Genomic DNA, 23310 nt, shown 5'->3' with positions numbered 1-23310 from the left:
AAAAGGACCTCCAAAAGAGATCCTTTTTTTGGTTAGACTCTAATTCAACGATTTAACATCTTTAATAATCTGTTCAAAAGGAACATCAACCCCGCTATAGCTTTGTTTAATGATTCCCTCTTTATCTACAACATAAAAAGAAGTCCCATGGCCAACCTGAGGCTCTCCCTTTATCTTTTGAACTAATGATTTAAAGCTTTCTCTCGCAAAAGTTTCAATTTCATCTTGAGAATAGCCAGTTAGAAAGTGCCAATTAGAAAAGTCAGCATCGAACTTCCCGGCAAACTCCTTTAACACATCCGGAGTATCAACTTCAGGGTCAACAGTAAATGAAACAATCTCCACATTTTCTATTCCTTCTTCATGTAATAGCCCTTGAATCTTAGCCATATTAGCAGTCATCGGTGGGCAAACCGTATCACAATTTGTGAAAATAAAGTTCGCTAACCACACCTTTCCTTTTAAACTCTCAAGAGCTACTTCTTTGCCATCTTGATTTATATACTTAAATTCCTGTACTTCCCAATTATGAGGATTTTCTATCTCATATCCACATGCCGTTAAAAACAGTAAAAATCCTATTAGGATCATTAAGCCACTTTTTCTCACAATTTGTCTCCTTTACTCTTATGAATTCATGAGCATTTTACCAAAAAAAAAGACAAGAAGAAAGAAAAAAGATAACCAAGCACATTTTCAGTTTCTCAAATCATAATCTTAAGATTATAATCATAGAATGGACAAGAAGTAATGAGTTGTCCAATAGTTATGGGGGTTTGAATCATGTTTGTTATGATTGTGACTGATAGAAACAAACCAAATATCCACTGTAACAGAGAGAAGGGCGACCCTACCTATGTCTAAAAGAGTACTAGTTTCGTATACTTTAATATTCTCAGGCGCAATCCTCCAAGGGTTAGCGATGTCATTATTTCTTTTTCCTCATAATATACCTTCTGGTGGAGCTGCAGGCTTAGCTATCTTAATTAACCATTGGTTGCAACTTCCTTTAGGACTAGCCCTCTGGTTTGTTAACTTTGCTTTTTTGGTTTTGGCCTTAAAGTATTTTGGATATACATGGACCATTCGAACAATGCTTTCTGTTACCATCACATCTGTAACAGTTAGCCTTGCTTCAGAACATATGGAGTTATCTACGAATTATTTTTGGGTTGATTTATTAAGTGGTGGTATTATTTTTGGTATCGGAGTTGGTTTGCTTATACGCAATGGGGCTTCTAGTGGTGGAATGGTTATTCCAGCATTAATGATTGCTAAAATGAAAGGTACTTCTCCAGGACGAGTGATGCTATGGATTAATTTTTTCATTTTCCTCCTAACCGCAACTGTGATTGACTGGACAATTGTAATCTTTGCGATTCTATGCCAAACCATCTCAACCAATATCATTGATTTTATCTATCATTTTAAAATTCCTTATACTTATTCAACTGAATTAGGGTGGAGAAAAAAATAACAAAGACTGTGGATATTTAATACACGGTCTTTGTTATGTTACCTTAAATTATTTTATTACTTTGTAGGTAATCAACGATAATATCGACTGATTTTGTCAGTGATTTACTATTCGTTTCAATAATTAATTCTGGATTTACAGGTTCTTCATAAGGTGAACTAATTCCAGTAAAATCCTTAATTTCTCCAGACCTTGCTTTTTTATAAAGTCCTTTTGGATCACGTCCTTCACATATTTCCAATGGACATCTAACATAGATTTCAATAAATTCCCCTTCTGGAAACAGCTCTCTAACTGAACACCTGTCTTCACGAAACGGAGAAATAAAAGCTGTTGAAACAATCGTTCCACTGTCTACAAATAGCTTTGAAACCTCACCAATTCGACGAATGTTTTCTTTTCGATCCTCTTTACTGAACCCAAGTCCCTTATTCAGACCATGACGGATATTGTCTCCATCTAACACATAGCTTTGTATACCTAGTGAATGTAGTTTTTTATCTAAGGCATTAGCTAATGAGGATTTTCCAGATCCAGAAAGCCCTGTAAACCAAAGAACACAGCTTTTATGATTGTTTTTGTCTTGTCGATCTGCTTTTGTTATAAACGACTTATGCCAAACGATATAAGGATGTTTCCCCACTTTAACTAACCACCCTTTTTAAATCTTTGTAAACGTACCTTGTAGGCCTTTAATTAACACCTCAACAACTTCAGGTCGACTGAATTCCTTAGGTGGTTTTTGACCTTGTTTTAACATTTGTCTTACTTTTGTTCCTGATAGTATCACATGATTTTCCTTGTCATGTGGGCATGTTTTTTCTGAGGCCATATTCCCACATTTTTTGCAGTAGAAACTGTGTTCAAAAAACAATGTTTGAATGCCCAGTTCCTCGCTTGTGAAATGACTGAAAATTTTCTGTGCATCATACGTACCATAATAGTTGCCGACACCTGCATGATCACGTCCGACAATAAAATGAGTACAGCCATAATTTTTCCTTACAATTGCATGAAAGACAGCCTCTCGTGGACCAGCATATCTCATCGCTGCAGGAAAAACAGCTAGAAGCACACGATTTTTTGGATAATATTTTTCTAAAAGCACTTTATAGCTTTCCATTCGTATATCACTTGGGATATCATCTGATTTTGTTTCCCCAACTAGAGGATTTAGGAACAATCCATCCACCATTTCAAGTGCTGTCTTTTGAATATATTCGTGAGCACGGTGGACAGGATTTCTTGTTTGAAAACCAACAATTGTATTCCAACCAAGTCTTTCAAAAAGTGCTCTTGTCTCAACTGGATCTAAATAATAATTAGTAAAGTCTTTTTTCTCAGGACGCTTTATTAAAGTTATAGGTCCAGCAATATATACATTTGGACGTTTAAAAAGGTTAGCTACTCCTGGATGTTCGCGATCATTTGTCTTATACACCTTAAATGCTTCTATCTCTTTATTTGGATAAAAAATCTCTGCAACTTTAATCACACCATAGGTTACTGAATCTTTTACAAGCTTTACTTTTTCTCCTATGATTAATTGCTCAGCTAAGGATTCATTAACAGCTAACGTAATCGGTATTGACCATGGTTCGCCTGTTGAAAGCCTCATTTGATGTAGGACATTCTCATAATCCTTTTTTCCAAGAAAGCCTGTTAAGGGACTGTATGCACCAATTGCGATCAGTTCCAAATCACTTAAAGCCATATTGTCTAGTTCAATTTCAGTTACATTATCGTCCACTGGCATCGTTTCATTAACTAAATTTATTAATTTACCACCATGTGGTTTACTAACTGTCACTTCTATTTCCTCCTATATGTCTATTAATCTTAGTTTTGATGTAAACCACACTCGGTTTTAGTTGAATTAGCCCAGCGTCCAGCTCTTAAATTTTCATTTCCTTTTACCTCAAATGTACATGGATAGCAGCCAATACTAGGATAATTCCGGTCATGAAGCTCATTATATGGAAGTTGATTTAACTTGATGTAATTCCAAACATCTTCCCAAGTCCAGTGAATGAGTGGACAAATTTTTATCGATTTAAACTTTTCATCTTTGTTAATGTAATTTACATGACTTCTTGTAGGAGATTGTTCTCTGCGTAGTCCAGAAATCCATGCTGTTACGCCTGATAAGGCTTCCGTTAATGGTTCTATTTTCCGGATTTGACAGCAAAGATTAGGGTTTGTTTTCCATAACTCTTCACCATGTTTATCTTTCTGCTCATCCAGTGTTAAATTTGGTTCTTTTAACTCAATTCTTAGAGAAGGATATTTTTCTCTCATCTGTTCGATAAGTTCGTAGGTCTCTTTAAAATGTAAACCGGTGTCTAGAAAAGTAATGTTTGCATCTTTTTTAACCCTGTGAATTAAATCGACTAATACAACTCCTTCTGCACCAAAACTACATGCATATACAACATCTTCACCGTACGTTTGATACGCCCACTTTATTACACTAAAATAATCCTTTAATTCTCGTTCTACACGTTTAACCTCGTTATCATCCCAGGTATGATACGTTACTTTCGTTGACAATCCTCTCACCCCTGTCTGGGATCTTTCCTCAATTTAATCAAATCCTACTAATATAAAATCATTATTCTTTACGACCACTTTATTCATTAAGGCAATTGATCCTGTTTTTTGAATAGAAATTGCTGCTCTAATCCATGAACCATGGCCAAATGCTAAGACCTTAGGGTATTCCTTATATTTTTCAACAAACTTTTTTACCCGCTCCTCTAATGCAAGTAAAGGTTCCCCCAAAGTCAAGGATGTAGGGGCATTGACCCAAAGATCTTCATTCTCTTTAATGAGTAAGCTTTTTTCTTTCCCTTCATAGACCCCAAAGTTTAATTCATTGAGTAAGGGCTCTTCCTTCATATCGAAATATCCATACACGTGTGCCGTTTGCTTGGTCCGTTTTAATGAGCTTGTAAGTATAAGATCATAAGGTTGATAATTGAGTATAGAGGCTTTATTTTCATCAATCTTTGCCTTATCCTCTACTGAAACATCATCGATTTCGATATCTTTACTCCCCTGTAGAAGACCTGCTTTATTCCAAGATGTCGGCAAGTGTCTTATAATGGCAAGTTGCATTCCTTTTCCTCCAAGAAAAATGTTTCACTTCTTAAACCACGTCTTTGCGATTCCAAAACCAGTAAGTCATTTAGTTTCACATTTCCTAAGTTGACGTTTGAACCAAATTGATTAATAAAAAACATTTGATTCTTTGGTGTTGGCGCTTCAAAAATTAGTTTATTTACATCGAGGCCCTCAACCATTTCTCTGATTAAATCTGTTTTTATAGCTCCATCTTTGCTATAAATTCCCGACGTTCCAGAATCTCTTCCCTCTGTTATAACGTATTTACAGCCAGCTTCGATAAGTAAATGAAGTTCTTCCTTCCATTGTTCAAGAGGCATTTCACTTTCTGCATCCTTTGAACCCACTTCTCCTAATACTGTAAATTCGTCTTTGACCATTGAAATTACCTCTAATCTTTCTTTTAGAGGAATATCAATCGTTCCATTTGATACTTCAATCCAGTTAATCCCCAATTCTTTTAACCAGTTTATATAGTTTGTGATTTTTCCTTGAAAATAACATTTTTCAAATAAAGTTCCACCAAAATAAACATTAATTTTATATCTTTTATATAAATTGATTTTTTCACTAAGGTTTGGAGTAACATAAGCAGATCCAATGCCAATTTTAGCTATATCAACAAACTGGTGATAATCTTTTAAAATTCCTTCGAGTTGGTTAAGTGGTGTACCAAAGTCAGCTATTGATGTAAGCCCATACTCACGTTGACCTGTTGTTCTTTGAGGTAATGATAAAAAATCCATTAGGGATAAACGCCTCCTTCACTTTACAGTTGCTATATTATTCACAGATAGGCAAATGGTGTAAATAATGGGCTTTTTAGCCTTTTTATTAATCACTTTTTCTTGTCTCACAATCTAAAAAGAAATATATGGTACGTATATTGATTTTTCATCTTTCAAACAATATAAAAAGTAGTTACTTAGTAATAAGGGGCAAAGCACATTGTATCCTCTAGAATGATGAATTCTGGATAATCAGCTTAGGTAAGGAGTTGTTTGATACTTGTCCAGTAAAAAAAACAAAGGAATGACCATCGTTGCAATTGGATCCATTCCACTCATTCTTGTACTCGGGAACTCCATGTTAATACCAATACTGCCTCAAATGACCAAAGAATTGGACATAACACAATTTCAAGTTAGCTTAGTTATCACAGCCTTTTCTATTGCAGCAGCTGTTTCTATACCAGTTCTTGGCTATCTATCCGACCGTTTTTCAAGAAAAGCGATCATCATACCAGCTTTAACAATTTACGGGCTTGGTGGATTATTAGCCGGTGCGGCAGCAGCTTGGTTTGATAACTCATATACTTGGATTTTAGCTGGCCGTATCATGCAAGGAATTGGTGCAGCTGGAACAGCGCCAATTGCAATGGCTTTAACAGGGGATTTATTTAAAGGCGGTGAACAAAGTAAGGTCTTAGGTCTCGTTGAGGCTTCTAATGGCTTTGGTAAAGTTGTTTCACCGATTATTGGTTCTTTACTTGCTATACTCATTTGGTATGCTGCGTTTTTTGCATTCCCTATTTTTTGTCTAATTTCAATCCTACTAACTATTTTTTTCGTAAAAGAAAAAAAACAGAAAAAAGAGCCACCTCCTGTTGGTCAATATGCTAAGGGACTCTTAACTGTGTTTAAGCATGAAGGGCGATGGCTTTTCACCGCTTATCTTGCAGGTGCTACCTGCTTATTTACTTTATTTGGGATTTTATTTTATCTCTCTGATGTTTTAGAAACAACATATAATACGGATGGCGTTTTAAAAGGTTTAATACTTGCAATCCCTCTTCTTGTGATGACAACAACTTCATACATAACCGGTAGCAAAATTGGAAAAAAACTACCCCTTATGAAGAAGTTGATTGTACTTGGATTACTCTTAATGACAATTTCTTTCTCCACCCTAGTTTTCTTTGAAAGTCTAGTACCATTTATAGCTATACTTGTCCTCAGCAGTTTAGGTACAGGTCTTGTCCTTCCATGTATAAATAGTTTGATTACAGGATCAGTATCTTCGGAACGAAGAGGATTTGTAACTTCTCTTTATGGTTCGGTTCGTTTTTTAGGAGTTGCCATCGGACCACCAATTTATGGAGCACTCATGTCATGGTCCCGTAGTGGAATGTTTTTAATTACTGCAGGATTAACATTGCTTGTAGGCCTTCTGTGTATGGTAATGATCAAGGTTAAGAAAGAAGAGCCAAGTGAAGCAACAGACAATTCTTTATTTGAAAAGGTACAATTTACGTAAAAAGGAGAGAGTGTAATGCAAATATTTTTCTCACCAGAATTAGTTACACCTGAATGTCAGGTACTTAATATCGTTGACCTAAAAGATAAAGCTGTTGGATATGTTGCCTTTTTATTCGATGAGAAAAAGATGTATGTATATGGCCATTGTGAAGAAGAAGGTGTAAGTGAAGACTACAAAGACCTTGTAACTCACTTCATACAAGGAATGTCAAAGGCAAAGTCTGACCTTGATGTATATTCATACTTGTCAGTGGCTGGGAAAAAGATTGACATTAAGTTAGAAAAGCCTAAAAACTAAAGAGAACACCTTGCTATTTGCAAGGTGTTCTTCTCACTCATTCGACGTACAATGGAATTTTTATTGTGAAGGTAGATCCTTTGCCTTTTTCACTTTCAACAGTAATCTTCCCCTTCATTCGTTCAATGATTTGATAACAGACCATGAGCCCTATTCCAGTGCCCTTTTCTTTTAGGGAATAAAATGGGGTACCTAAGCGCTTTAATTCCTCTGGAGTCATTCCAATACCTGTGTCTTTAATTTCATAGTGTACATATTCATCATCAGCAAAAACCTTAACAGATAATACACCTTCCGTTTTCATTGCCTCAACTGCATTTTTCATGATATTTAAGAGTACTTGCTTTAACTCAGAGGTATTTCCTTTACTATAATAGGTGCCTTTACATTCCATATTTACTGTGATGTTATTATTTAAAAGTGCGTACGAGCTTATAAGTTCAGTCACATTTTGAAGGATTTCCGTACAATTCATAACAGTTGCGGATTCAAGGTCCGGCTTAGCCAATGAAAGATAATCATTTATAATGGTCTCTGCACGGTTCATTTCTTCAATCATTAACTGTATATATTCTTTCTCTTCCTTAGTCATATCGTCTTTTGAATGAAATATCTGCAAGAAACCTTTTACAACTGTCATTGGATTCCGTATTTCATGGGCAACTGAAGCCGCTAACTGGCCAATTGCATTCATTCTTTCGGCTCTTTGTAATTCTGTTTGTAGTTTACTTTGCTTAATAATATTCTCCATTTCTCCAAGAGCTTTTTCAACTCCCTGTAAGTTGGAATCCTGTTGTGATTTATCCCCAAATTGCTCAGAGGTTACCGCCACTCGCTCGAATAAAACGTCTAGCTGTTTTGTCATTTCATTAAACTTCTTACTCAATTCACCAAGCTCAGAATCATCTGTTTGTTCCAATCTAACTCCAAAGTTTCCAAGACTAACCTGGTGTATTCCTTTTATCAATCCGTTTAAAGGTGATAAAACCTTACGTAATCCCCACTCCTGTATGATAAATATTATCGTAAAGAGGAATATACAAGATAGTAGTAAGGAAATCATTAAATCTGTTTGCAGATTGTGTAAAATGCTGGCATCGATGTCTACACCGAATACAGCGATTACATTTCCATTTTCATCGAAAATAGGTGAAAATGCTGTAATCCAAGTCCCGAAATCGTCACTATATACATCAGTATACACACTTGTCTTATTTGTAACTGTATAGACAAACGCATTATAAAATTCATCCCCCGAAATATAGTGATCCGTATATGTAAATCCTTGCTGAAGTAATGAAAGAGGTATTGCAATTGGTTTGAAATTTCGATCCTCAGGAATATCAGAAGCAAAAATATAGGCATGTGAATAAATCGAATGCTTTTCATGTATTTTATCAATCAAAAATGTTAGGTGTAATACAGAAGGATGGTTTGGATCAGTTGTATTTGCTGCAGCTATAACATCCTTCCTAGGAAGCGTCGATTTCCATAGGTTAGCTACACTTACAGCTTGATCTGATAAAATCTGAGTGATCGCATTGTTTTGAATATGGAAACTAATAACAGCTGTTGCCAACCCAACCACCAAAACGATACAGGAAGTAAATAATATTGTCTTTTTAAAAAAACTTAAGTTTTTTATACGATTTATCATCTTTTACTCCTACCGTCATACATTGATTCCTAATAATTCGACTAATTCTTTGGAAATTCCTCTATTCTTAGCAATAAATCTATTATAATTCTAATTTGGACTAACTACCCATGACATATGTACAATCATCCCTCGTCAACCTATCATACATTGTACTAATGCTATGAAAGGAGGAATATTAATGTCTGTTGTTAATTACTATGATACTTGCTGTCGTTATAAAGGAAAAGTAGTGAATATTACATGTCGTGATGGAAAAAAGCATGTTGGTAAAATAGTCAACGTTACACGTAGTCATGTTTACATCCAGCCAATGGGACCAAGAGGGAGAAATCTAGGAGGATTTGGATACGGATTCTATGGAGGATACGGATACCGTCGCCCATATGCAATTCCACTTGCCTTTATTACAGGATTAGCACTGGGTGGTTTATTTTTCTGGTAGACTCTAAGTTTGTCAGAAAAGTGAACATTGAGAATGGTAGTATTTAATAGTTTTACCCGCATCTATTTCTAACCTAAGCATTATGTTACTATTAGTTTATAATTGACTTTTTAGTATAGGATAGGTGAAATAGATGCGACTATCGAAAACATATTTTTTCTTACTACTCTTCATTCTACTTCTATCAGCTTGTAGTAATAAAGAGGCATCACACAATGAGCACGATCAAAAAGTTCCAATGCAAATAGGAGATATCCGTGAAGAAACTAGCTCTGCAGCAGAAATCCCATCATTCTTAGGTGATAAATCTGAGGAACTAGTAACCATCTATACTGCTGCAGCAAATCATCAAGAATTGCTTGAACAAATTCCGTGCTATTGTGGTTGCGGTGATTCTGTTGGTCACAGAGATAGTTATGATTGTTTTGTTCACCAAAACAATGCTGATGGATCTATCGTCTGGGATGATCATGGAACGAAATGTGGTGTATGTCTAGAAATTGCTGCTATTTCTATGATAGAGTACCAAGAGGGTAAATCAGTTGAAGAAATTCGTGATTTAATTGATGAAAAATATAAAGAAGGCTTCGCAAATCCTACACCTACTCCCAAGCCTGGTTCTTAGGTAGAGGAGATACAAAACCCCCACTACTATAGTGGGGGTTTTCGTTTCGTGTACTATTTTACATAATACATAAATCCAATTGCACCAGGTCCAGTATGAGTACTTATAACCGGAGTAGTATCTTCAACTGTTATTCCTTCAAAGCCACAAATCGTATAAATTGATTCTTTTAGCTTATTTGCTACTTGTATATTATCTGCATGAACAATGCCAACACCCATTACTTCTTTGCCTTTAGTATCTTCAGCAAATTGTTTTGAGAGGAAGCTAATAATTTGTGAATGGCTTCGAACCTTCGTTACAGGTGTATAAACCCCACCTTCTAGAGAGGCAATAGGTTTAATGTTTAGAAGAGAACCAATAAGGGCTTTCCCTTTACCAATTCTTCCACCTTTAACTAGGTTTTCAAGAGTGTCAACAGTAACATACAAATATGTATTTTCTCTAATTTTTTTAACAACGCTTAGGATCTCTTCAGCAGATTTACCTTGTTGTGCCATTTTAGCTGCCTCAATTACTTGAAACCCTAGTCCCTTTGAAATAAAACGTGAATCAATCACATGAACATTGTGATCTACCATTTTTGCAGCGCTTTCAGCAGATTGTACAGTACCGCTCATACCACCTGTCATATGTATAGAAATAATGTCACTACCATCACTTGCAAGTCTGTTATACACATCTACAAATTGTCCTGCTGCTGGTTGTGAACTTTTTGGAAGGTCCTTTGCATTTCTCATTTTCTGAATGAACTCACTAGGAGTTATATCAATTCGATCTAAGTAACTTTCACCGTCTATAGTAATTGTCAAAGGAACGACTTCAATATTATACTTTTCAATTAACTCTTTAGACAAATCAATTGTTGAATCGGTTACAACTCTAACCTTTTGCATATTGTCACTTCCCTATCTATATCTTATCTAGTATTATAACTATAATCTTTACTACATAAAAGCAAAAAGAATGAAAAAATGAAAAAAGAGCCATCTCAGTTAGAGAGTGGCCCTATAAATTATGCATTGTTTTTTAGAACACCTGTCTCAAACAGTTGTTCATAGTCCCGCCATTTTAGTACCTTTTTTAAATAGTGTTTGAATGAATACACTTTGTTCGGGTTTTTGTCAGCATGAATTTGTCTAATAAATCTTTCTAGCCGTATGCTGAGCATAAAATGATAAGTATTGCCTTCTTCTAGTACCGGAATATCCTTGACCTTAACCTTCTGTCCATTACAATGTTTGAACTCTAGGCTTTTAAATAGCAAAATATCAATCCTCTTTTTCACCCGTTTCCTATATTATAACCCAAAGTGCTATCGAAGTCTGTCTATTTATGTAGGTTATGGCAAGATATTTTGAAAAAAACAGAAATTTTTATGAACTATTTATTTATTTTTTCGCTTTATTGGTTCCAATTAGTTCTAATTGGGTGTTATAATATAAATATAACAAAGAAAGCAGGTAACTATGAGCTCGATTAATCAAACACCATTATACAATTTTACTCATATTCTTGGTAAGCACCCACTACTTTTAGAAACAATTATGGTCGCTCGAAAACTTGCCCAGACAGACTACCCCATTTTCATTCAAGGGGAGACAGGAACAGGTAAAGAATTATTTACAAGTGCCATTCATAATGAATCATCTAAAAAAGGTGGCCCGTTTGTTTTTGTTCCATGTAGTTCACTAGGTACTTTGCTAGAAACTGCGGACGATACTACAGTCGAACAATATTTAAACACCCTACTTATAAAAGCTGAAGAAGGTACGGTTGTCTTAGATGAAATTAGCGACTTAACGATAGATATCCAAAAAAACCTTCTTTACTTTCTAGAAAGTATGGAAGTACAAAACAAGCGAAAGATCAGGTTCATTTCAACCTCAAATAAAAATATACAAGCGATGATTCAAGATGGGACTATTAGAGAGGACTTGTATTATAGGCTAAACGTCCTTTCACTTGAGCTTCCAAGTTTACGTGAGATTAAATCGGATATCCCCATTCTCGTTGATCACTTCATCCGGGAATGCGGACAATTTGTGAAGGTGGATAAAGCTGTTTACAAGAAGTTAGCGAATGCATCTTGGTATGGCAATGTTAGAGAATTGAAAAATACAGTTGCTTATATGCTGGCTGTTTTTAACGGTAAGTCTATCGAAGTGCATGACCTGCCAATACAAAAACATAAAAAAGCAAAAGTGAAGAAGGTAAAAGTTCAACCGAGTAAAGTTACTATAAGTGAAGGCATAAGCCTTATGGAGAAAAAAGAGTTTTATTTTATTCTTCAAACCATCATGGAATGTAACGATAAAGGAGAGCCATCCAGCAGACGCATTATTGCTGATAAAAGCAGTATTACCACTCACCCTTTATCTACACAACAAGTAAGGCACAGACTAGATTTTCTAGAAAAGCATGGTTATATAACAATAGGAAGAGGGCGTGCCGGAACTAAAATCACCTCAGACGGCTTGGAGTATTTTCACTCTCTAGAGTCATTTATACAGTAAAGTTTAGGAGGGTTTTATTATGGAGTATACCATTAAAGAAGAGATTGCGAATGCAATCACTCATGGAATAGGTGTTTTATTAAGTATCCCTGCCTTAGTAATGCTAATCATTTTTGCAGTAAGATATGGTGATGCATGGCATGTAGTCAGTTTTTCAATTTTTGGTGCAACAATGATTTTACTATATTTATTCTCAACCTTAACTCATAGCCTTACACATCGAAAAGCAAAATACATTTTTGAGATTTTAGATCACTCTGCTATCTATTTACTGATTGCTGGAACATATACGCCATTTTTACTAGTAACATTACGTGGGGCGTTCGGATGGACCATGTTTGGTATAATATGGGGACTCGCTATTGTAGGTATTATCTTAAAGGTATTTTTCGTGAAACGATTTATTATTTTATCCACTGTATTTTATATCCTAATGGGCTGGATGATAATCATTGCGATTAAGCCTTTATATCAATCACTTTCAGCTGAAGGATTTATGCTGTTGTTAATAGGTGGACTCCTTTACACAGTCGGATCAATCTTTTATGTCTGGCGTAAAATTCCATATCATCATGCTATATGGCACGGATTTGTCCTTGCTGGGAGTGCAGCGATGTTTTTCTGTGTATTATTCTATGTTACGGATGTTCCGTTTGTATAAATGAAAAACAACTAAAAAAAATACCCCGTGGCTAAGCTACGGGGTGATTTTTTTAGAAATCAATGTTTGTAATTCTTTTGCGAGTTCTTTTACATTGCGATTTTCAGTACCAACGATTGGAGGTAAGATACTTACTTCAACATTGGAAGGTTTCATAAACAATCCACCATGCTCCATTATTTTATAGGTACCGTTAATTGCAATCGGAACAATAGGTACACCTGAATCTGTCGCGAGTCTTAGGCTGCCTGCTTTAAACTCCGCAACTTCTCCGCCCTTACTTCTAGTGCCCTCCGGAAATATAACTAGTGAGTGGCCTTTCTTTAACTTCTCGGCTCCTTCTTTGATTGAAAGAATAGCTTGTCTTCTATCTTTCCTGTTAATAAAAACACAGTTCATTACTTCCATCCACCTTGGGACGATTGGAATCTTTTGAACTTCTACTTTTGAAATAAACCCCATTGGTTTGTTCACATAACCTAGTAAAACAGGGATATCAAAGTTCCCTTGGTGATTACTAACAAATAAAACTGGTCCGTCAGGTAGATTCTCTGTTCCGTTTACCTGCACTTGTGAGCTTGTAATCTCGACTAGTCTTTTAGCCCAATGCTGTGGCAACTGATGGATTATTTTATCCCGTTCTTGAACATTAAGGGTTAAATCAAGTTTTTTTACTCTGTTTAGTGTTGGAATACTGTAAAGTAGGAAACCAAAGAAGTATAAAAACCAAAATATCGTTCGTAACATTATCTATCCTCATTCTCTGTACTAGAGATTCTTTCATATACTACAAAGTTATAATCGTAAGGATTTTTTTCATCCCTAGGACCTTTCTCGCTAGTGGTTTTTTGCCATTCATTTAAAGGGAACGCTGGGAAAAAGGTATCTCCCTCAAAAACATCATCGATCTCAGTAATGTAGAGGCGGTCTGCATAGGGCAATACTTCTTTAAAAATCTCTGCTCCACCAATAATGAATAGCTCTTTATTTTCTTGATTCATTTCAAGTACTTCCTCTATTGAGTGGATCACTATACACCCGTCTGCTTTATACTCTGTATTTCGAGTAATGATAATGTTTTCTCTTCCGGGAAGAGGACGTCCTATTGAGTCAAAGGTTTTCCTCCCCATTATAATGGAGTGGCCCATCGTTACTCTTTTAAAATAAGCTAAATCAGCTGGCAAACGCCATGGTAAATCATTGTCTTTTCCAATTAAACGGTTATTGTCCATTGCAACTAATAATGAAATCATACACTCACCTCACCTTTAATATGTGGATGAGCTACATAATTTACTAACGTAAAATCTTCAAACTTGAAGTCAAAGATAGACTTAACTTCTGGATTAATAAGCATTTGTGGAGATTCATAAGGTTCTCTCGTTAACTGAAGCTTGACTTGTTCAACATGGTTTGAGTAAATGTGAACATCTCCAAATGTGTGTACGAATTCTCCTGGCTCTAAGTCACAAACTTGAGCAATCATCATAGTCAATAAAGCATATGAGGCAATATTAAAAGGTACACCTAGGAACAAATCTGCTGACCTTTGATAAAGTTGACATGATAACTTTCCATTCGCAACATAGAACTGAAACAAACAATGACAAGGAGGCAATGCCATATTGTCGATATCAGAAACATTCCAAGCACTTACAATTAATCTGCGCGAGTCAGGATTTGTTTTAATCTGATGTATTAAGTTTGAGATTTGGTCAATCGTCTTACCATCATGAGTAGGCCATGAACGCCACTGATGACCATAAACAGGGCCTAAATCTCCACTTTCATCTGCCCACTCATTCCAAATACGAACTCCATTATCATTAAGATACTTTATATTTGTATCACCATTTAGAAACCACAATAATTCATGAATGATAGATTTAAGATGTAATTTTTTAGTTGTAACTAATGGGAAGCCGTCTTTTAAGTTAAAGCGCATTTGATGCCCAAAGGCACTATATGTCCCTGTACCTGTTCTATCTTCCTTAAACACACCGTTATCAAGGATATGTTGACAAAGTTCGAGATATTTCTTCATTTATTAAAAACCTCCACTAGACTAATAGAGTTTATTATATCAAAACTATCGGTATGTCGAAACATTGAAATCATAGGTACTTTGTTCAATTTGCCTAAATAACTCATAAGTCATCGGTGCCTTCTCTTTTAACTCTTTTTTTGTATCGTCACCTAAGTAGTACATAACAAAACTCTCAGCAAAGTATTCTTCTGGATAAGTGATAAAATAATCATGATTAGGGAACATCTTACTCGCTTCTTCTTTCCATATTCTTTGGAAAATAGTGTCCTCTCTGATTAGGTTGAGAACATGTCTATCAATTGAATGTGCAAGCTCATGTAATTCTAAATTAAGTGAGCCATGCCCATCACCATTCTCACTATGACCAATTTTTGCTAATGCCATTTTTCCTCCACCGATGCCAGGCACAGAGTCCCACGTTTTACTTTTGTTTGAATAACCCCTAGGAGTAGTTCCTTTCAGATGTGCGGCAGATGGTTCATCTGTTAAATTGCCATTAAAAAGCTTTATTGTTATATTTTCTGAAATTAATTGTTGGAGAAGTGATGGATGAATTGAATTAATACGTTGAATCATATTTATCGCTTCAGTTTGATTAAAGGAATCCTCTGGTAAGACAACAATATGTTCAAGTAGATGATAATTCTCTATTTGCTCCCTATTGATGAAAAAAGTAATGGAAGAGAAATCTCTCAATAGAACTCCATTTGTCGAAGCACTTTCCTCTTTAACACCTGGTACAAAAAAAAGAAAAAGAAAAACTCCTGTAATAAATGTTATTTTCCTCATAGAAGTTCGCTCCCGGATCTTGATGTCTACTCTACTTCTCTATTAATTTATGTATCATTATTATATCAGAATAATAGAATTCCGTGAATAATAAGAAAATATAAAATTAGTAAACATCTTTAACGCCTTTTCCCGCTTCTGCATATAATATGCATAAAGGAATGGAGGTCGGTTAATGAATAAAAATGATGAATCTCTAAACGACATTTTAGTAACCATTCAACTCCTTGAAGAAATCACCAAAAGTAAAAAAATGATGTATGTAGATATTGGATTTATTACACTTCCTTTGTTTTTTATCTTATAAAAAAACAGACACCTATAATAGTGCCTGCCTCTCTTACCTTAAGCTGTCTGCTTAAGTTTATTTTTTGTTTGAATGTTTTTATTTCTCATATAACCGATTCCTAACACTAGTGTAGTTAGTACTGCTAGTATTAAGTACGAAATTGGTCCATGAGGAATATGTAAGACTGTAGATAGTCTTTCTTCCTTTAAAATCATTTCCCCAGCAGTCCAAGTTAAGATACCCGAACCAACATAAGCAATCCAGCTGTATTTATCCATTGCTTTTACAATCGCTTTTGATCCAAATATCATAATAGGGATACTAATTGCAACCCCAAGTGCAATCATCCATACGTTCCCATGTGCTGCACCTGCAACAGCAACTACATTGTCCAAGCTCATTACCGCATCTGCCATAACGATTGTCCAAGTTGCCTTTAAGAAACCATTATGAGATTGAATATTACCATGTTCTTCCTCTTGTACAAGAACTTTATACGCAATGATTAACAGAAGTGCTCCACCTATTAAAGTAACATAAGGTATTTTTAATAAGTAAACTATAATAGCAGCAAAGAAAATACGAAGAATTACTGCCAAGGCAGTACCAAAAAAGATAGCCTTATTTCTCTGCTCTGCCGGTAAATTTCTAGTTGCCATCGCGATTACAATTGCATTATCTCCAGATAATACAATATCAATTGCAATAATTTTTAGTAAAGCAATAACTGCTGCAGAAGAGATTGCAAACCCTAATACTTCAAAAAATTCCACGTTCGTTCCCCCAACCTTGTAGTTCAAAATACATAAAATGTTTAGTGACACTAAGTATCTTATATTAAGATTTGCTCATATACAACTAGTTTTTTAAAAAATGTGTCTATTTTGTGACAACAAAAAAATACAAGGTATCTCTAACCTTGTATTTTTGAAGTTTATTTAATTATTAACTCATCCATTTCGGAGGAGTATTTTTCGCCCAAAAAATGTTACCGAGCTCGTGGTGAGTCTGGAATGAATCATGGTGCGTATGGTAATGGAAATTAAACCAAAAACCATCCTGCGGAGGATTATCACGCCTTACATGAAAACGAATAATGTCATTACCGCTCATTTCATCATAGATATGGAATATCTTCTCTGTATTTCCACCCGATACTTGTTCTGAAATGACCAACCTTTGTAATTCCTCGTTTGAATATTGGTCTGAGATAGATTGTATTACTTCCTCAATACGAGGGAGAATGATACTTTTGAACTCATCTTCAATTACTGGACCTATTCTAGAACCAAACTTTTCAAATGCAAGTACTTCCGCTTTGCTCATCGCGAGGTCCACAAAGCTACCCTTTGTATCTATTTTAAAATCTTCGAATGAAACGCTATGTGATGGATATTGATGTCTCTCGAAAGTATCAGGATTAATTGGAGCATTCGGTTTCGCAGGCTCCATAGTTAATGCAGAAGGTGGAGTTACTAACCCAAATGTCATAATCGTAAATCCGACTACTAACGATTTACGTAACCACTTTTTCATCTTTTTCATCCCCTTACATGTACCTATGTATCTGATGATTATATTAATTTTACCACAATTCTTTACTTTTTTAACTAAATAATTATAACTTTTACACTCTATTAAACTACTTATCTATTAGTACGGTTGAGAGAAATAAAAAGTTTCAAAATAAATTTCATTATAATTTTGTTCATAATTAGTTCACAATTTGGTAAGATATAAATAACAAATACATATTGAATGAGGTGAGGGAATGGATTGGTTTTTTGTTGTGGCAAGCTTTGTTACTTTAGGTTTTTTAGTCTACCTAAATCTCGCTGATAATGGATAAGTAAAAACTCGTAGATTGATCCCTACGAGTTTTTCTTTTACTATTGCCTTTTCGTTTTACGTCTAGCTGAATCCTTAGAAACACTATCATATTCACTAGTCGTTGTTCCTTGTCCTTCTACAGATGGAGCACTTAGCCCAGTCTTAGAAGGGTCTTTACGATGTTTTGCCATCCTCTTCACCTCCATAAGTATACATTGTCCAATGTACTACCCAATTATGAAGAAGAATTATGTTTACCTTCATTCTAAATCAAGAGCCCCGAAATGAAACTTAGCTGTCTTTCTTTTTAACACAGAGAAACCAAACCTATTAAACCTCTCACTTCTCCAATGGTCTTTAAGAATAACCTTTTTAATCGCTACTCTTTTTGCTTCTTCGATAACCTCGTTAGTTATATCCTTATAAATAGCAATGCTCTTCAAAGCACTTATTCCGTTCGACTCGTCGATTGCCTCTTCGAACATCGGATCAAAATAGACGACGTCAAAGCTTTTAGAACGGCAGGATTTTAAATAGTCCAGGTTATCTATATTAATAACATTTACTCTTTGCATTGCTTGGTTAAACATTTCTATCCCGCTATCCCATGTATGCAATCCGCTCTTAACTAGGTAGGATAATAATTCATTCCCTTCGATACCTACAGCCTTTCCTTGATGTCCAACGATGAAGCTTGCTACTATACTATCTGAACCTAATCCAAGTGTGCAGTCCAGAAAGCTCATTCCTTCTTTTAGTGCTGCTGCTTTAATTAAGGGATCATCTTCTCCATTCATTAGCCTTTTCATTCTAAACATCGCTGAGTTTGGATGAAAGAAGAAGGGTTCTTGTTCATTTTGTTTATATAGCTCTAGGCGATTCTTACCGATAACTAGCACATCATGACTGTATTTTTGCTGTAATTCTTCGACAGAGGCTTTTCGTCTTTCAATATACGTTGTAGATAGATCCTCCGCAATTTGTTTTGCGAGAGAAATCATCCTTTGGTCTGTTCTACCTGCTGTAGTAACAATCAATGTTTTCACCTTATCACCAGTTTTTTTATTTAAAAAAGGATGTCAAGTACTGACATCCAAATTGTTTCTTCACTTGTTAACAATGTTTTTCAAAGGCAGACATGATGTTTTCCATGATGCCTTCCATTGAGTTGCCTTCGATTTCGTGCCTAGGAATGAAGTGTACAACTTCTTTACCTTTTAGTACTGCCATTGAAGGGGAGGATGGTTCAATCCCCGTAAAATACTCACGCATTTGGGCTGTTGCATCTTTATCTTGTCCTGCAAATACAGTTACTAGATGATCTGGTTTTTTATCACTTTGCATTACAGCTTGTGTAGCTGCTGGGCGTGCTAAACCTGCGGCACAACCACATACTGAATTAATGACTACAAATGTGGTACCTTCAGCAGATTCAACAAATTCTGTTACTTCTTCGCTTGATGTTAGTTCTTTAAATCCAGCTGTTACTAGTTCTTTTCTCATTGGCAGAACCATTTGTCTCATATATTCTTCATAAGCCATTGACATGGTTTTATTCCCTCCATTACTTTCAATTCCACTTAGAGCATACTATAAGGTCTGTCTGAAAATCAAACATTGAGTTTATAAATTACATAACGTCAATCAATAAAACATCTAAAAGTCTACCCTTGTCTCAATTTGAATCTAGGCCGTTCCTTTACGCTGCAGACACTTGCTTTCCGCGGGGAGGGATGTGAGCCTCCTCGGCTTTGCCTGTGGGGTCTCACACTTCCCTCTATCTCCCGCAGGAGTCAAGTGTCTTCCGCTTCAATCCACTCTTGTAATATATTTAGGGTAACAACCTTTACGAGATGAGTCAGAGTCTTTGTTTGTTCTTCATAATCACTCTGTATTCCCCCTTACTTTATACCTAATTTTTGAAAATATCTATTAATATAGTGAGAAATATACTATATTAATAGAAGAAATAGTAAGAATGATGATGACGGAAAGGGTGAAATCCTTACATACTCCTATGAAAATACGTTACTTTCACCTATATACAACTATTACTCTTTTAACTTTTTTGCTTTTTTTCATAACAAATGTCCTATATGTTGGTATTAGTTCTCAACAGAAACGAGAATTATTTATAGTAAATGCTTTAGAAAAGCGTTCTATATCTAGCGATGATATTGTTAAGAGTCCTCTTTATGTGGTAGAAACTAGGGAGCTTGGTGCTCACTCTACTCTTTTTTCTCGGGATGAAAAAACGATTTATCTTACCTTTGATGATGGTCCAACTAAATATACTGAAGGTATTCTTAATATATTGTTGGAGAAAAATATCCAAGCTACTTTTTTTCTTCTCAAAAGTAATATCGATAAATACCCTGCCCTGGTGTCGAGAATTCACAAAGATGGACATTCTATAGGTTGTCACGGTGTTACACATGATCTTAAACAGTTCTATGCTACTCCTGACTCACCAATCGATGAAATGAATCAATGCTTTGAAAGTATTTCTAGTATCATTGATCATCCCTCGAATCTAATTCGAGTGCCTTTCGGAAGTTATCCTTATATGAAACAAGAACATCGTGATTTGCTGTCTTTGAATGGTTATTTAATGTGGGACTGGAATGTGGATAGCGAGGACTGGTCCAATTCAAGTGGTTCTTTTGTCAAAAAAAATGTAATAGAGCAGGTTTCTTCATTATCTATAAAGAACATTACACCTGTAGTACTCCTACATGATAAAAAAGTGACCAGCGATATTCTATCCATTATGATAGATGAATTAAGGAAGCAGGACTATACATTTTCTAAAATCACAGAAGACTTAAAACCTTTGCAATTCAAAAATAAGGCCTCCCACTAAAGAGTTTGGGGAGGCCTTTCAACTTCTTATGATTAATTATTCTTTTCGACTTTCTGTCATCTGTTTCCACACAGATCCTTTTGCTTCTTCACCGCCCGCAATACGTTCAATGGCAAGATTTATTTGCATACTCACTTCAAACTCCGGGTCATCCTTCGCTTCTTTTAAAGCTGGTAATGCTGATTCGTCACCTACTTCATAAAGAAACATGGCTGCTCTCCATCGAACTAATTTATTTGGATCCTTAAGTGCTTCAATCATTGGCTCTATTGAGGCTGGATTTCCTATATCTGATAGACAATCACCAGCCGTTCTTCTAACAGTAACGGACTTGTCCTTTAGTGCTCTATACAGAAATGGCAGTACTGACTCGTCCTCAATCATCCCTAGATAGACGGTCGCCAATCTTCTAATGGATGCTTTCTCATCCTTCAGTGCTTTCTCTAATACTGGAAGGTCTTCCTCTGTTGGATCCATTTGCTCTAAAGCAGCATAACGCTTTGTCCATTCTGGATCATCGAGCATTTCAAGAGATACTTTATAGGCACTACGCTTCTTTGATAGTATCTCTTTATCCTGATTAGCTGAAGCTTTTACCAACCTTGCTAGTCGTTCATGAGTATAGGCTGCAGATAACTCTTCGATCACTTCACTACCGATTTCATCCAAAGAGCCATAACGCACTCCTTGTTCTTTCCACGATCGATCCTTAACTACATTCTCATTTTCATTCTGAATAGCTAGAACTGCATTAACAAAACGTTCCGGTAAGCCGAATCTTGCTTCTTGGGTACCATCATTTAATTTTACTTGCATTGGTATCCCTTGCATCATCTGTACCCAAACCTTAACTTCACCGAAACCTTCATTAATCTCATTTCCTTTGTTATTTACCTCTTTAACATCCTCTCCAAACGTCTTACGTACTTCAGTAAGAATGTCCTTCCAATCGAATTTTGCATTTCGCTCAAGTGCTAAAAAATCAGCCACATGATAAACACCCTTAACTCCCTCAATGGCCATAATTTCTTGAATTATGGTAGGCGCATCCTGGAGATTTTCTTTTTTATAGTTATTGCTTTTGCCTGCAGGTAACTCTTGATCTAAGATAACTTTCATCGTATTTGGACTCGGAGTGGGTTCAATCGATTTAATTTTCATACTAATTTACCCCCTTATTTTGCTCTACACTATGTATTGATTTATTTTATCATAGTGAATTTCTAGTTGCCATTTTCATGTCTTATATGAGTTCTTCTCTTGCTTTCTTAGGTCTGGACAGGAAATATCGACAAGCCCTACTAAGAACCTGTCTTAAAATAGCGTAATTCGTACTATTTTTAGACAATTTTGTCATATATCACATTTTTAAACAATATGAATTTAGAGACTATCGTCAACCATACTTCAAGGAGGACACATCATGATAAAAAGTAAGCCAACTCGTGATGCAATTGTAGTAACATCGGTTGCTGCTGGGTTCTTTCTAGCGACTCCACTTGTATCAGAGGCTTCGGAGATGGAACTGGTTCCATCAAAATATTCTTCTCCTGAACCCATTCAAAATCAAATACTGAGATATGGACATACAGGATACTCTGTACGAGTATTACAAACAGAACTTAGTAAGTTAAGTCATTATTTTGGAACGATAGATGGTGTGTATGGTCCCAAAACTCAAGAAGCAGTTAGAAATTTTCAAAGGAGTGCCCATTTAAAAATCGATGGGGTTGCAGGACCCAATACACTATCGAAGCTTTCAGACACAACGAAACAGCTAAAGCCCAAAACCTTAACAATGGGTGATAGAGGGCCAGAAGTTGAAGCTTTACAATTAAAACTAAGTAAACTTAGCTACTATAACGGAAAAGTAGACGGTATCTTTGGAAAAATCACGAAAAGTGCAGTTGAGGCCTACCAAAAGCGAAATAAGCTTGAAACTAACGGAGTGGCTAATGATCAAACACTGCAGCATTTAGTACAAAATAAGAATGTAAAGGGACTAACAATAACAACAACAAAAGTAAAACACAATCGTAATTTTTCCGTTGATACCGGAGTGATTTCTTTAGCAAAGAACTTAATTGGTACTCCTTATCGCTGGGGTGGGACAAAACCTGGCGGGTTTGATTGTAGCGGCTTTTTAAAATATGTATTCGGATTAAAAGGGGTCAATATTCCCCGTACTGTGAGTGAAATATGGAATTATGGTAAAAGTGTTGATAAATTAAGTGTTGGTGATCTTGTATTTTATCAAACTTATAAACGAGGACCTTCTCATGCTGGAATTTATTTAGGAAATGGTAAGTTTATACACACAAGTTCATCCAAAGGAGTTACAATTAGCAATATGAGTAATTCCTATTGGAAAGCACGTTACTTAGGAGCCAAACGTATTGTTCAACATAAGTAAACAAACAAGCAGTGATGCA

29 protein-coding genes are annotated in these 23310 nt (G+C 35.7%); 10 read left to right on the top strand and 19 right to left on the bottom strand.

Features of this window, described 5'->3' with window-relative positions:
* Positions 1-39: 39 nt before the first annotated feature.
* Positions 40-591, bottom strand: coding sequence for an SCO family protein (locus J2Z26_RS10130; RefSeq protein WP_193539741.1), 552 nt, complete (start codon positions 589-591; stop codon positions 40-42).
* A 265-nt stretch (positions 592-856) separates the two neighbouring features.
* On the opposite strand from J2Z26_RS10130, the gene J2Z26_RS10125 reads away from it, so the two are divergent.
* Positions 857-1477, top strand: a complete 621-nt coding sequence (locus tag J2Z26_RS10125; RefSeq protein WP_193539365.1) for a YitT family protein — start codon at positions 857-859, stop codon at positions 1475-1477.
* A gap of 43 nt (positions 1478-1520) precedes the next feature.
* Here the strand turns inward: J2Z26_RS10125 and cysC are convergent, their stop codons facing one another.
* From cysC to J2Z26_RS10100, 5 genes are read right to left on the bottom strand one after another with little or no spacing between them, the layout of a single operon-like run.
* Complete coding sequence (cysC, locus tag J2Z26_RS10120; RefSeq protein WP_193539367.1) at positions 1521-2120, bottom strand: adenylyl-sulfate kinase; 600 nt, start codon at positions 2118-2120, stop codon at positions 1521-1523.
* An 18-nt stretch (positions 2121-2138) separates the two neighbouring features.
* Positions 2139-3287, bottom strand: coding sequence for a sulfate adenylyltransferase (gene sat / locus J2Z26_RS10115; protein ID WP_193539370.1), 1149 nt, complete (start codon positions 3285-3287; stop codon positions 2139-2141).
* A gap of 29 nt (positions 3288-3316) precedes the next feature.
* A complete protein-coding gene (locus J2Z26_RS10110) occupies positions 3317-4027 on the bottom strand; it encodes a phosphoadenylyl-sulfate reductase (RefSeq protein WP_193539372.1) in 711 nt (236 codons plus the stop codon).
* 33 nt (positions 4028-4060) lie between these two features.
* A complete protein-coding gene (locus tag J2Z26_RS10105) occupies positions 4061-4594 on the bottom strand; it encodes a histidine phosphatase family protein (RefSeq protein ID WP_193539374.1) in 534 nt (177 codons plus the stop codon).
* Positions 4576-5346: a phosphosulfolactate synthase gene (locus J2Z26_RS10100; RefSeq protein WP_193539376.1), complete on the bottom strand. Its 771-nt coding sequence runs from the start codon at positions 5344-5346 to the stop codon at positions 4576-4578. Before J2Z26_RS10100 ends, J2Z26_RS10105 begins: the two co-directional genes overlap by 19 nt.
* Positions 5347-5632: 286 nt before the next feature.
* Between J2Z26_RS10100 and J2Z26_RS10095 the strand changes: the two genes are divergently transcribed.
* Both J2Z26_RS10095 and J2Z26_RS10090 read left to right on the top strand, forming a co-directional pair.
* On the top strand, positions 5633-6856 hold the full coding sequence (locus J2Z26_RS10095; protein ID WP_193539742.1) for an MFS transporter: 1224 nt from the start codon (positions 5633-5635) through the stop codon (positions 6854-6856).
* A 15-nt stretch (positions 6857-6871) separates the two neighbouring features.
* Entirely contained in the window at positions 6872-7156 is a 285-nt protein-coding gene (locus tag J2Z26_RS10090; protein ID WP_193539378.1) for a hypothetical protein, read from the top strand.
* A 37-nt stretch (positions 7157-7193) separates the two neighbouring features.
* On the opposite strand, the gene J2Z26_RS10085 is transcribed toward J2Z26_RS10090, so the two are convergent.
* Entirely contained in the window at positions 7194-8813 is a 1620-nt protein-coding gene (locus J2Z26_RS10085; protein ID WP_193539380.1) for an ATP-binding protein, read from the bottom strand.
* Positions 8814-8994: 181 nt separating this feature from the next.
* Here J2Z26_RS10085 and J2Z26_RS10080 point away from each other — a divergent pair, with 181 nt between their 5' ends.
* Both J2Z26_RS10080 and J2Z26_RS10075 read left to right on the top strand, forming a co-directional pair.
* A complete protein-coding gene (locus J2Z26_RS10080; protein WP_193539382.1) occupies positions 8995-9258 on the top strand; it encodes a hypothetical protein in 264 nt (87 codons plus the stop codon).
* Positions 9259-9391: 133 nt separating this feature from the next.
* Positions 9392-9883, top strand: a complete 492-nt coding sequence (locus tag J2Z26_RS10075; protein ID WP_193539384.1) for a PCYCGC motif-containing (lipo)protein — start codon at positions 9392-9394, stop codon at positions 9881-9883.
* A 53-nt stretch (positions 9884-9936) separates the two neighbouring features.
* Here J2Z26_RS10075 and J2Z26_RS10070 read toward each other — a convergent pair whose 3' ends face one another.
* Both J2Z26_RS10070 and J2Z26_RS10065 read right to left on the bottom strand, forming a co-directional pair.
* Positions 9937-10779 carry a DegV family protein gene (locus J2Z26_RS10070; RefSeq protein WP_193539386.1) on the bottom strand — a complete coding sequence of 281 codons (843 nt, stop codon included), beginning with the start codon at positions 10777-10779 and terminating at the stop codon, positions 9937-9939.
* Between the two features lie 119 nt (positions 10780-10898).
* Complete coding sequence (locus J2Z26_RS10065; RefSeq protein ID WP_193539388.1) at positions 10899-11150, bottom strand: DUF2535 family protein; 252 nt, start codon at positions 11148-11150, stop codon at positions 10899-10901.
* A gap of 202 nt (positions 11151-11352) precedes the next feature.
* On the opposite strand from J2Z26_RS10065, the gene J2Z26_RS10060 reads away from it, so the two are divergent.
* Together J2Z26_RS10060 and trhA are read left to right on the top strand one after the other, a co-directional pair.
* Positions 11353-12399, top strand: coding sequence for a sigma 54-interacting transcriptional regulator (locus J2Z26_RS10060; RefSeq protein ID WP_193539390.1), 1047 nt, complete (start codon positions 11353-11355; stop codon positions 12397-12399).
* Between the two features lie 19 nt (positions 12400-12418).
* Positions 12419-13060, top strand: a complete 642-nt coding sequence (trhA, locus tag J2Z26_RS10055) for a PAQR family membrane homeostasis protein TrhA (RefSeq protein ID WP_193539392.1) — start codon at positions 12419-12421, stop codon at positions 13058-13060.
* A gap of 36 nt (positions 13061-13096) precedes the next feature.
* Here the strand turns inward: trhA and J2Z26_RS10050 are convergent, their stop codons facing one another.
* The 4 genes from J2Z26_RS10050 to J2Z26_RS10035 are packed head-to-tail and all read right to left on the bottom strand — an operon-like array spanning position 13097 to position 15896.
* Positions 13097-13807: a lysophospholipid acyltransferase family protein gene (locus J2Z26_RS10050; RefSeq protein ID WP_193539394.1), complete on the bottom strand. Its 711-nt coding sequence runs from the start codon at positions 13805-13807 to the stop codon at positions 13097-13099.
* Positions 13807-14313 (bottom strand): dihydrofolate reductase, encoded by a 507-nt coding sequence (locus J2Z26_RS10045; protein WP_193539396.1) that lies wholly within the window; start codon positions 14311-14313, stop codon positions 13807-13809. The genes J2Z26_RS10050 and J2Z26_RS10045 overlap by 1 nt, the downstream gene beginning before the upstream one ends.
* Complete coding sequence (locus J2Z26_RS10040; protein ID WP_193539398.1) at positions 14310-15104, bottom strand: thymidylate synthase; 795 nt, start codon at positions 15102-15104, stop codon at positions 14310-14312. The genes J2Z26_RS10045 and J2Z26_RS10040 overlap by 4 nt, the downstream gene beginning before the upstream one ends.
* A 45-nt stretch (positions 15105-15149) precedes the next feature.
* A complete protein-coding gene (locus tag J2Z26_RS10035; RefSeq protein WP_193539400.1) occupies positions 15150-15896 on the bottom strand; it encodes an anthrax toxin lethal factor-related metalloendopeptidase in 747 nt (248 codons plus the stop codon).
* A gap of 175 nt (positions 15897-16071) precedes the next feature.
* Here J2Z26_RS10035 and J2Z26_RS22280 point away from each other — a divergent pair, with 175 nt between their 5' ends.
* On the top strand, positions 16072-16203 hold the full coding sequence (locus J2Z26_RS22280) for a hypothetical protein (protein WP_264467127.1): 132 nt from the start codon (positions 16072-16074) through the stop codon (positions 16201-16203).
* 38 nt (positions 16204-16241) lie between these two features.
* Here the strand turns inward: J2Z26_RS22280 and J2Z26_RS10030 are convergent, their stop codons facing one another.
* The 5 genes from J2Z26_RS10030 to J2Z26_RS10010 all read right to left on the bottom strand — a co-directional run bounded on the left by J2Z26_RS10030 (position 16242) and on the right by J2Z26_RS10010 (position 19563).
* Complete coding sequence (locus J2Z26_RS10030) at positions 16242-16958, bottom strand: TerC family protein (RefSeq protein ID WP_193539402.1); 717 nt, start codon at positions 16956-16958, stop codon at positions 16242-16244.
* A 172-nt stretch (positions 16959-17130) separates the two neighbouring features.
* On the bottom strand, positions 17131-17721 hold the full coding sequence (locus J2Z26_RS10025; protein ID WP_193539404.1) for a YpjP family protein: 591 nt from the start codon (positions 17719-17721) through the stop codon (positions 17131-17133).
* Positions 17722-18074: 353 nt separating this feature from the next.
* Complete coding sequence (locus tag J2Z26_RS10020) at positions 18075-18206, bottom strand: YuzL family protein (RefSeq protein ID WP_193539406.1); 132 nt, start codon at positions 18204-18206, stop codon at positions 18075-18077.
* A gap of 69 nt (positions 18207-18275) precedes the next feature.
* Complete coding sequence (locus J2Z26_RS10015; protein ID WP_193539408.1) at positions 18276-19052, bottom strand: class I SAM-dependent methyltransferase; 777 nt, start codon at positions 19050-19052, stop codon at positions 18276-18278.
* 76 nt (positions 19053-19128) lie between these two features.
* Positions 19129-19563, bottom strand: coding sequence for a BrxA/BrxB family bacilliredoxin (locus J2Z26_RS10010; protein WP_193539410.1), 435 nt, complete (start codon positions 19561-19563; stop codon positions 19129-19131).
* A 649-nt stretch (positions 19564-20212) separates the two neighbouring features.
* Between J2Z26_RS10010 and J2Z26_RS10005 the strand changes: the two genes are divergently transcribed.
* Entirely contained in the window at positions 20213-20878 is a 666-nt protein-coding gene (locus tag J2Z26_RS10005) for a polysaccharide deacetylase family protein (RefSeq protein ID WP_209794334.1), read from the top strand.
* A 36-nt stretch (positions 20879-20914) separates the two neighbouring features.
* On the opposite strand, the gene J2Z26_RS10000 is transcribed toward J2Z26_RS10005, so the two are convergent.
* Positions 20915-22039, bottom strand: a complete 1125-nt coding sequence (locus J2Z26_RS10000) for a conserved virulence factor C family protein (protein ID WP_193539414.1) — start codon at positions 22037-22039, stop codon at positions 20915-20917.
* A gap of 262 nt (positions 22040-22301) precedes the next feature.
* On the opposite strand from J2Z26_RS10000, the gene J2Z26_RS22395 reads away from it, so the two are divergent.
* Positions 22302-23291, top strand: a complete 990-nt coding sequence (locus tag J2Z26_RS22395; protein WP_193539416.1) for a C40 family peptidase — start codon at positions 22302-22304, stop codon at positions 23289-23291.
* Positions 23292-23310 lie beyond the last annotated feature (19 nt).

The sequence above is a fragment of the Cytobacillus luteolus genome (assembly GCF_017873715.1).
In the GTDB taxonomy this organism is placed as follows: Bacteria; Bacillota; Bacilli; order Bacillales; family Bacillaceae_L; genus Bacillus_BV; species Bacillus_BV luteola.
The sequence above is the reverse complement of the archived record's forward strand: the minus strand, read 5'-3'. Positions and strand labels throughout refer to the sequence as shown.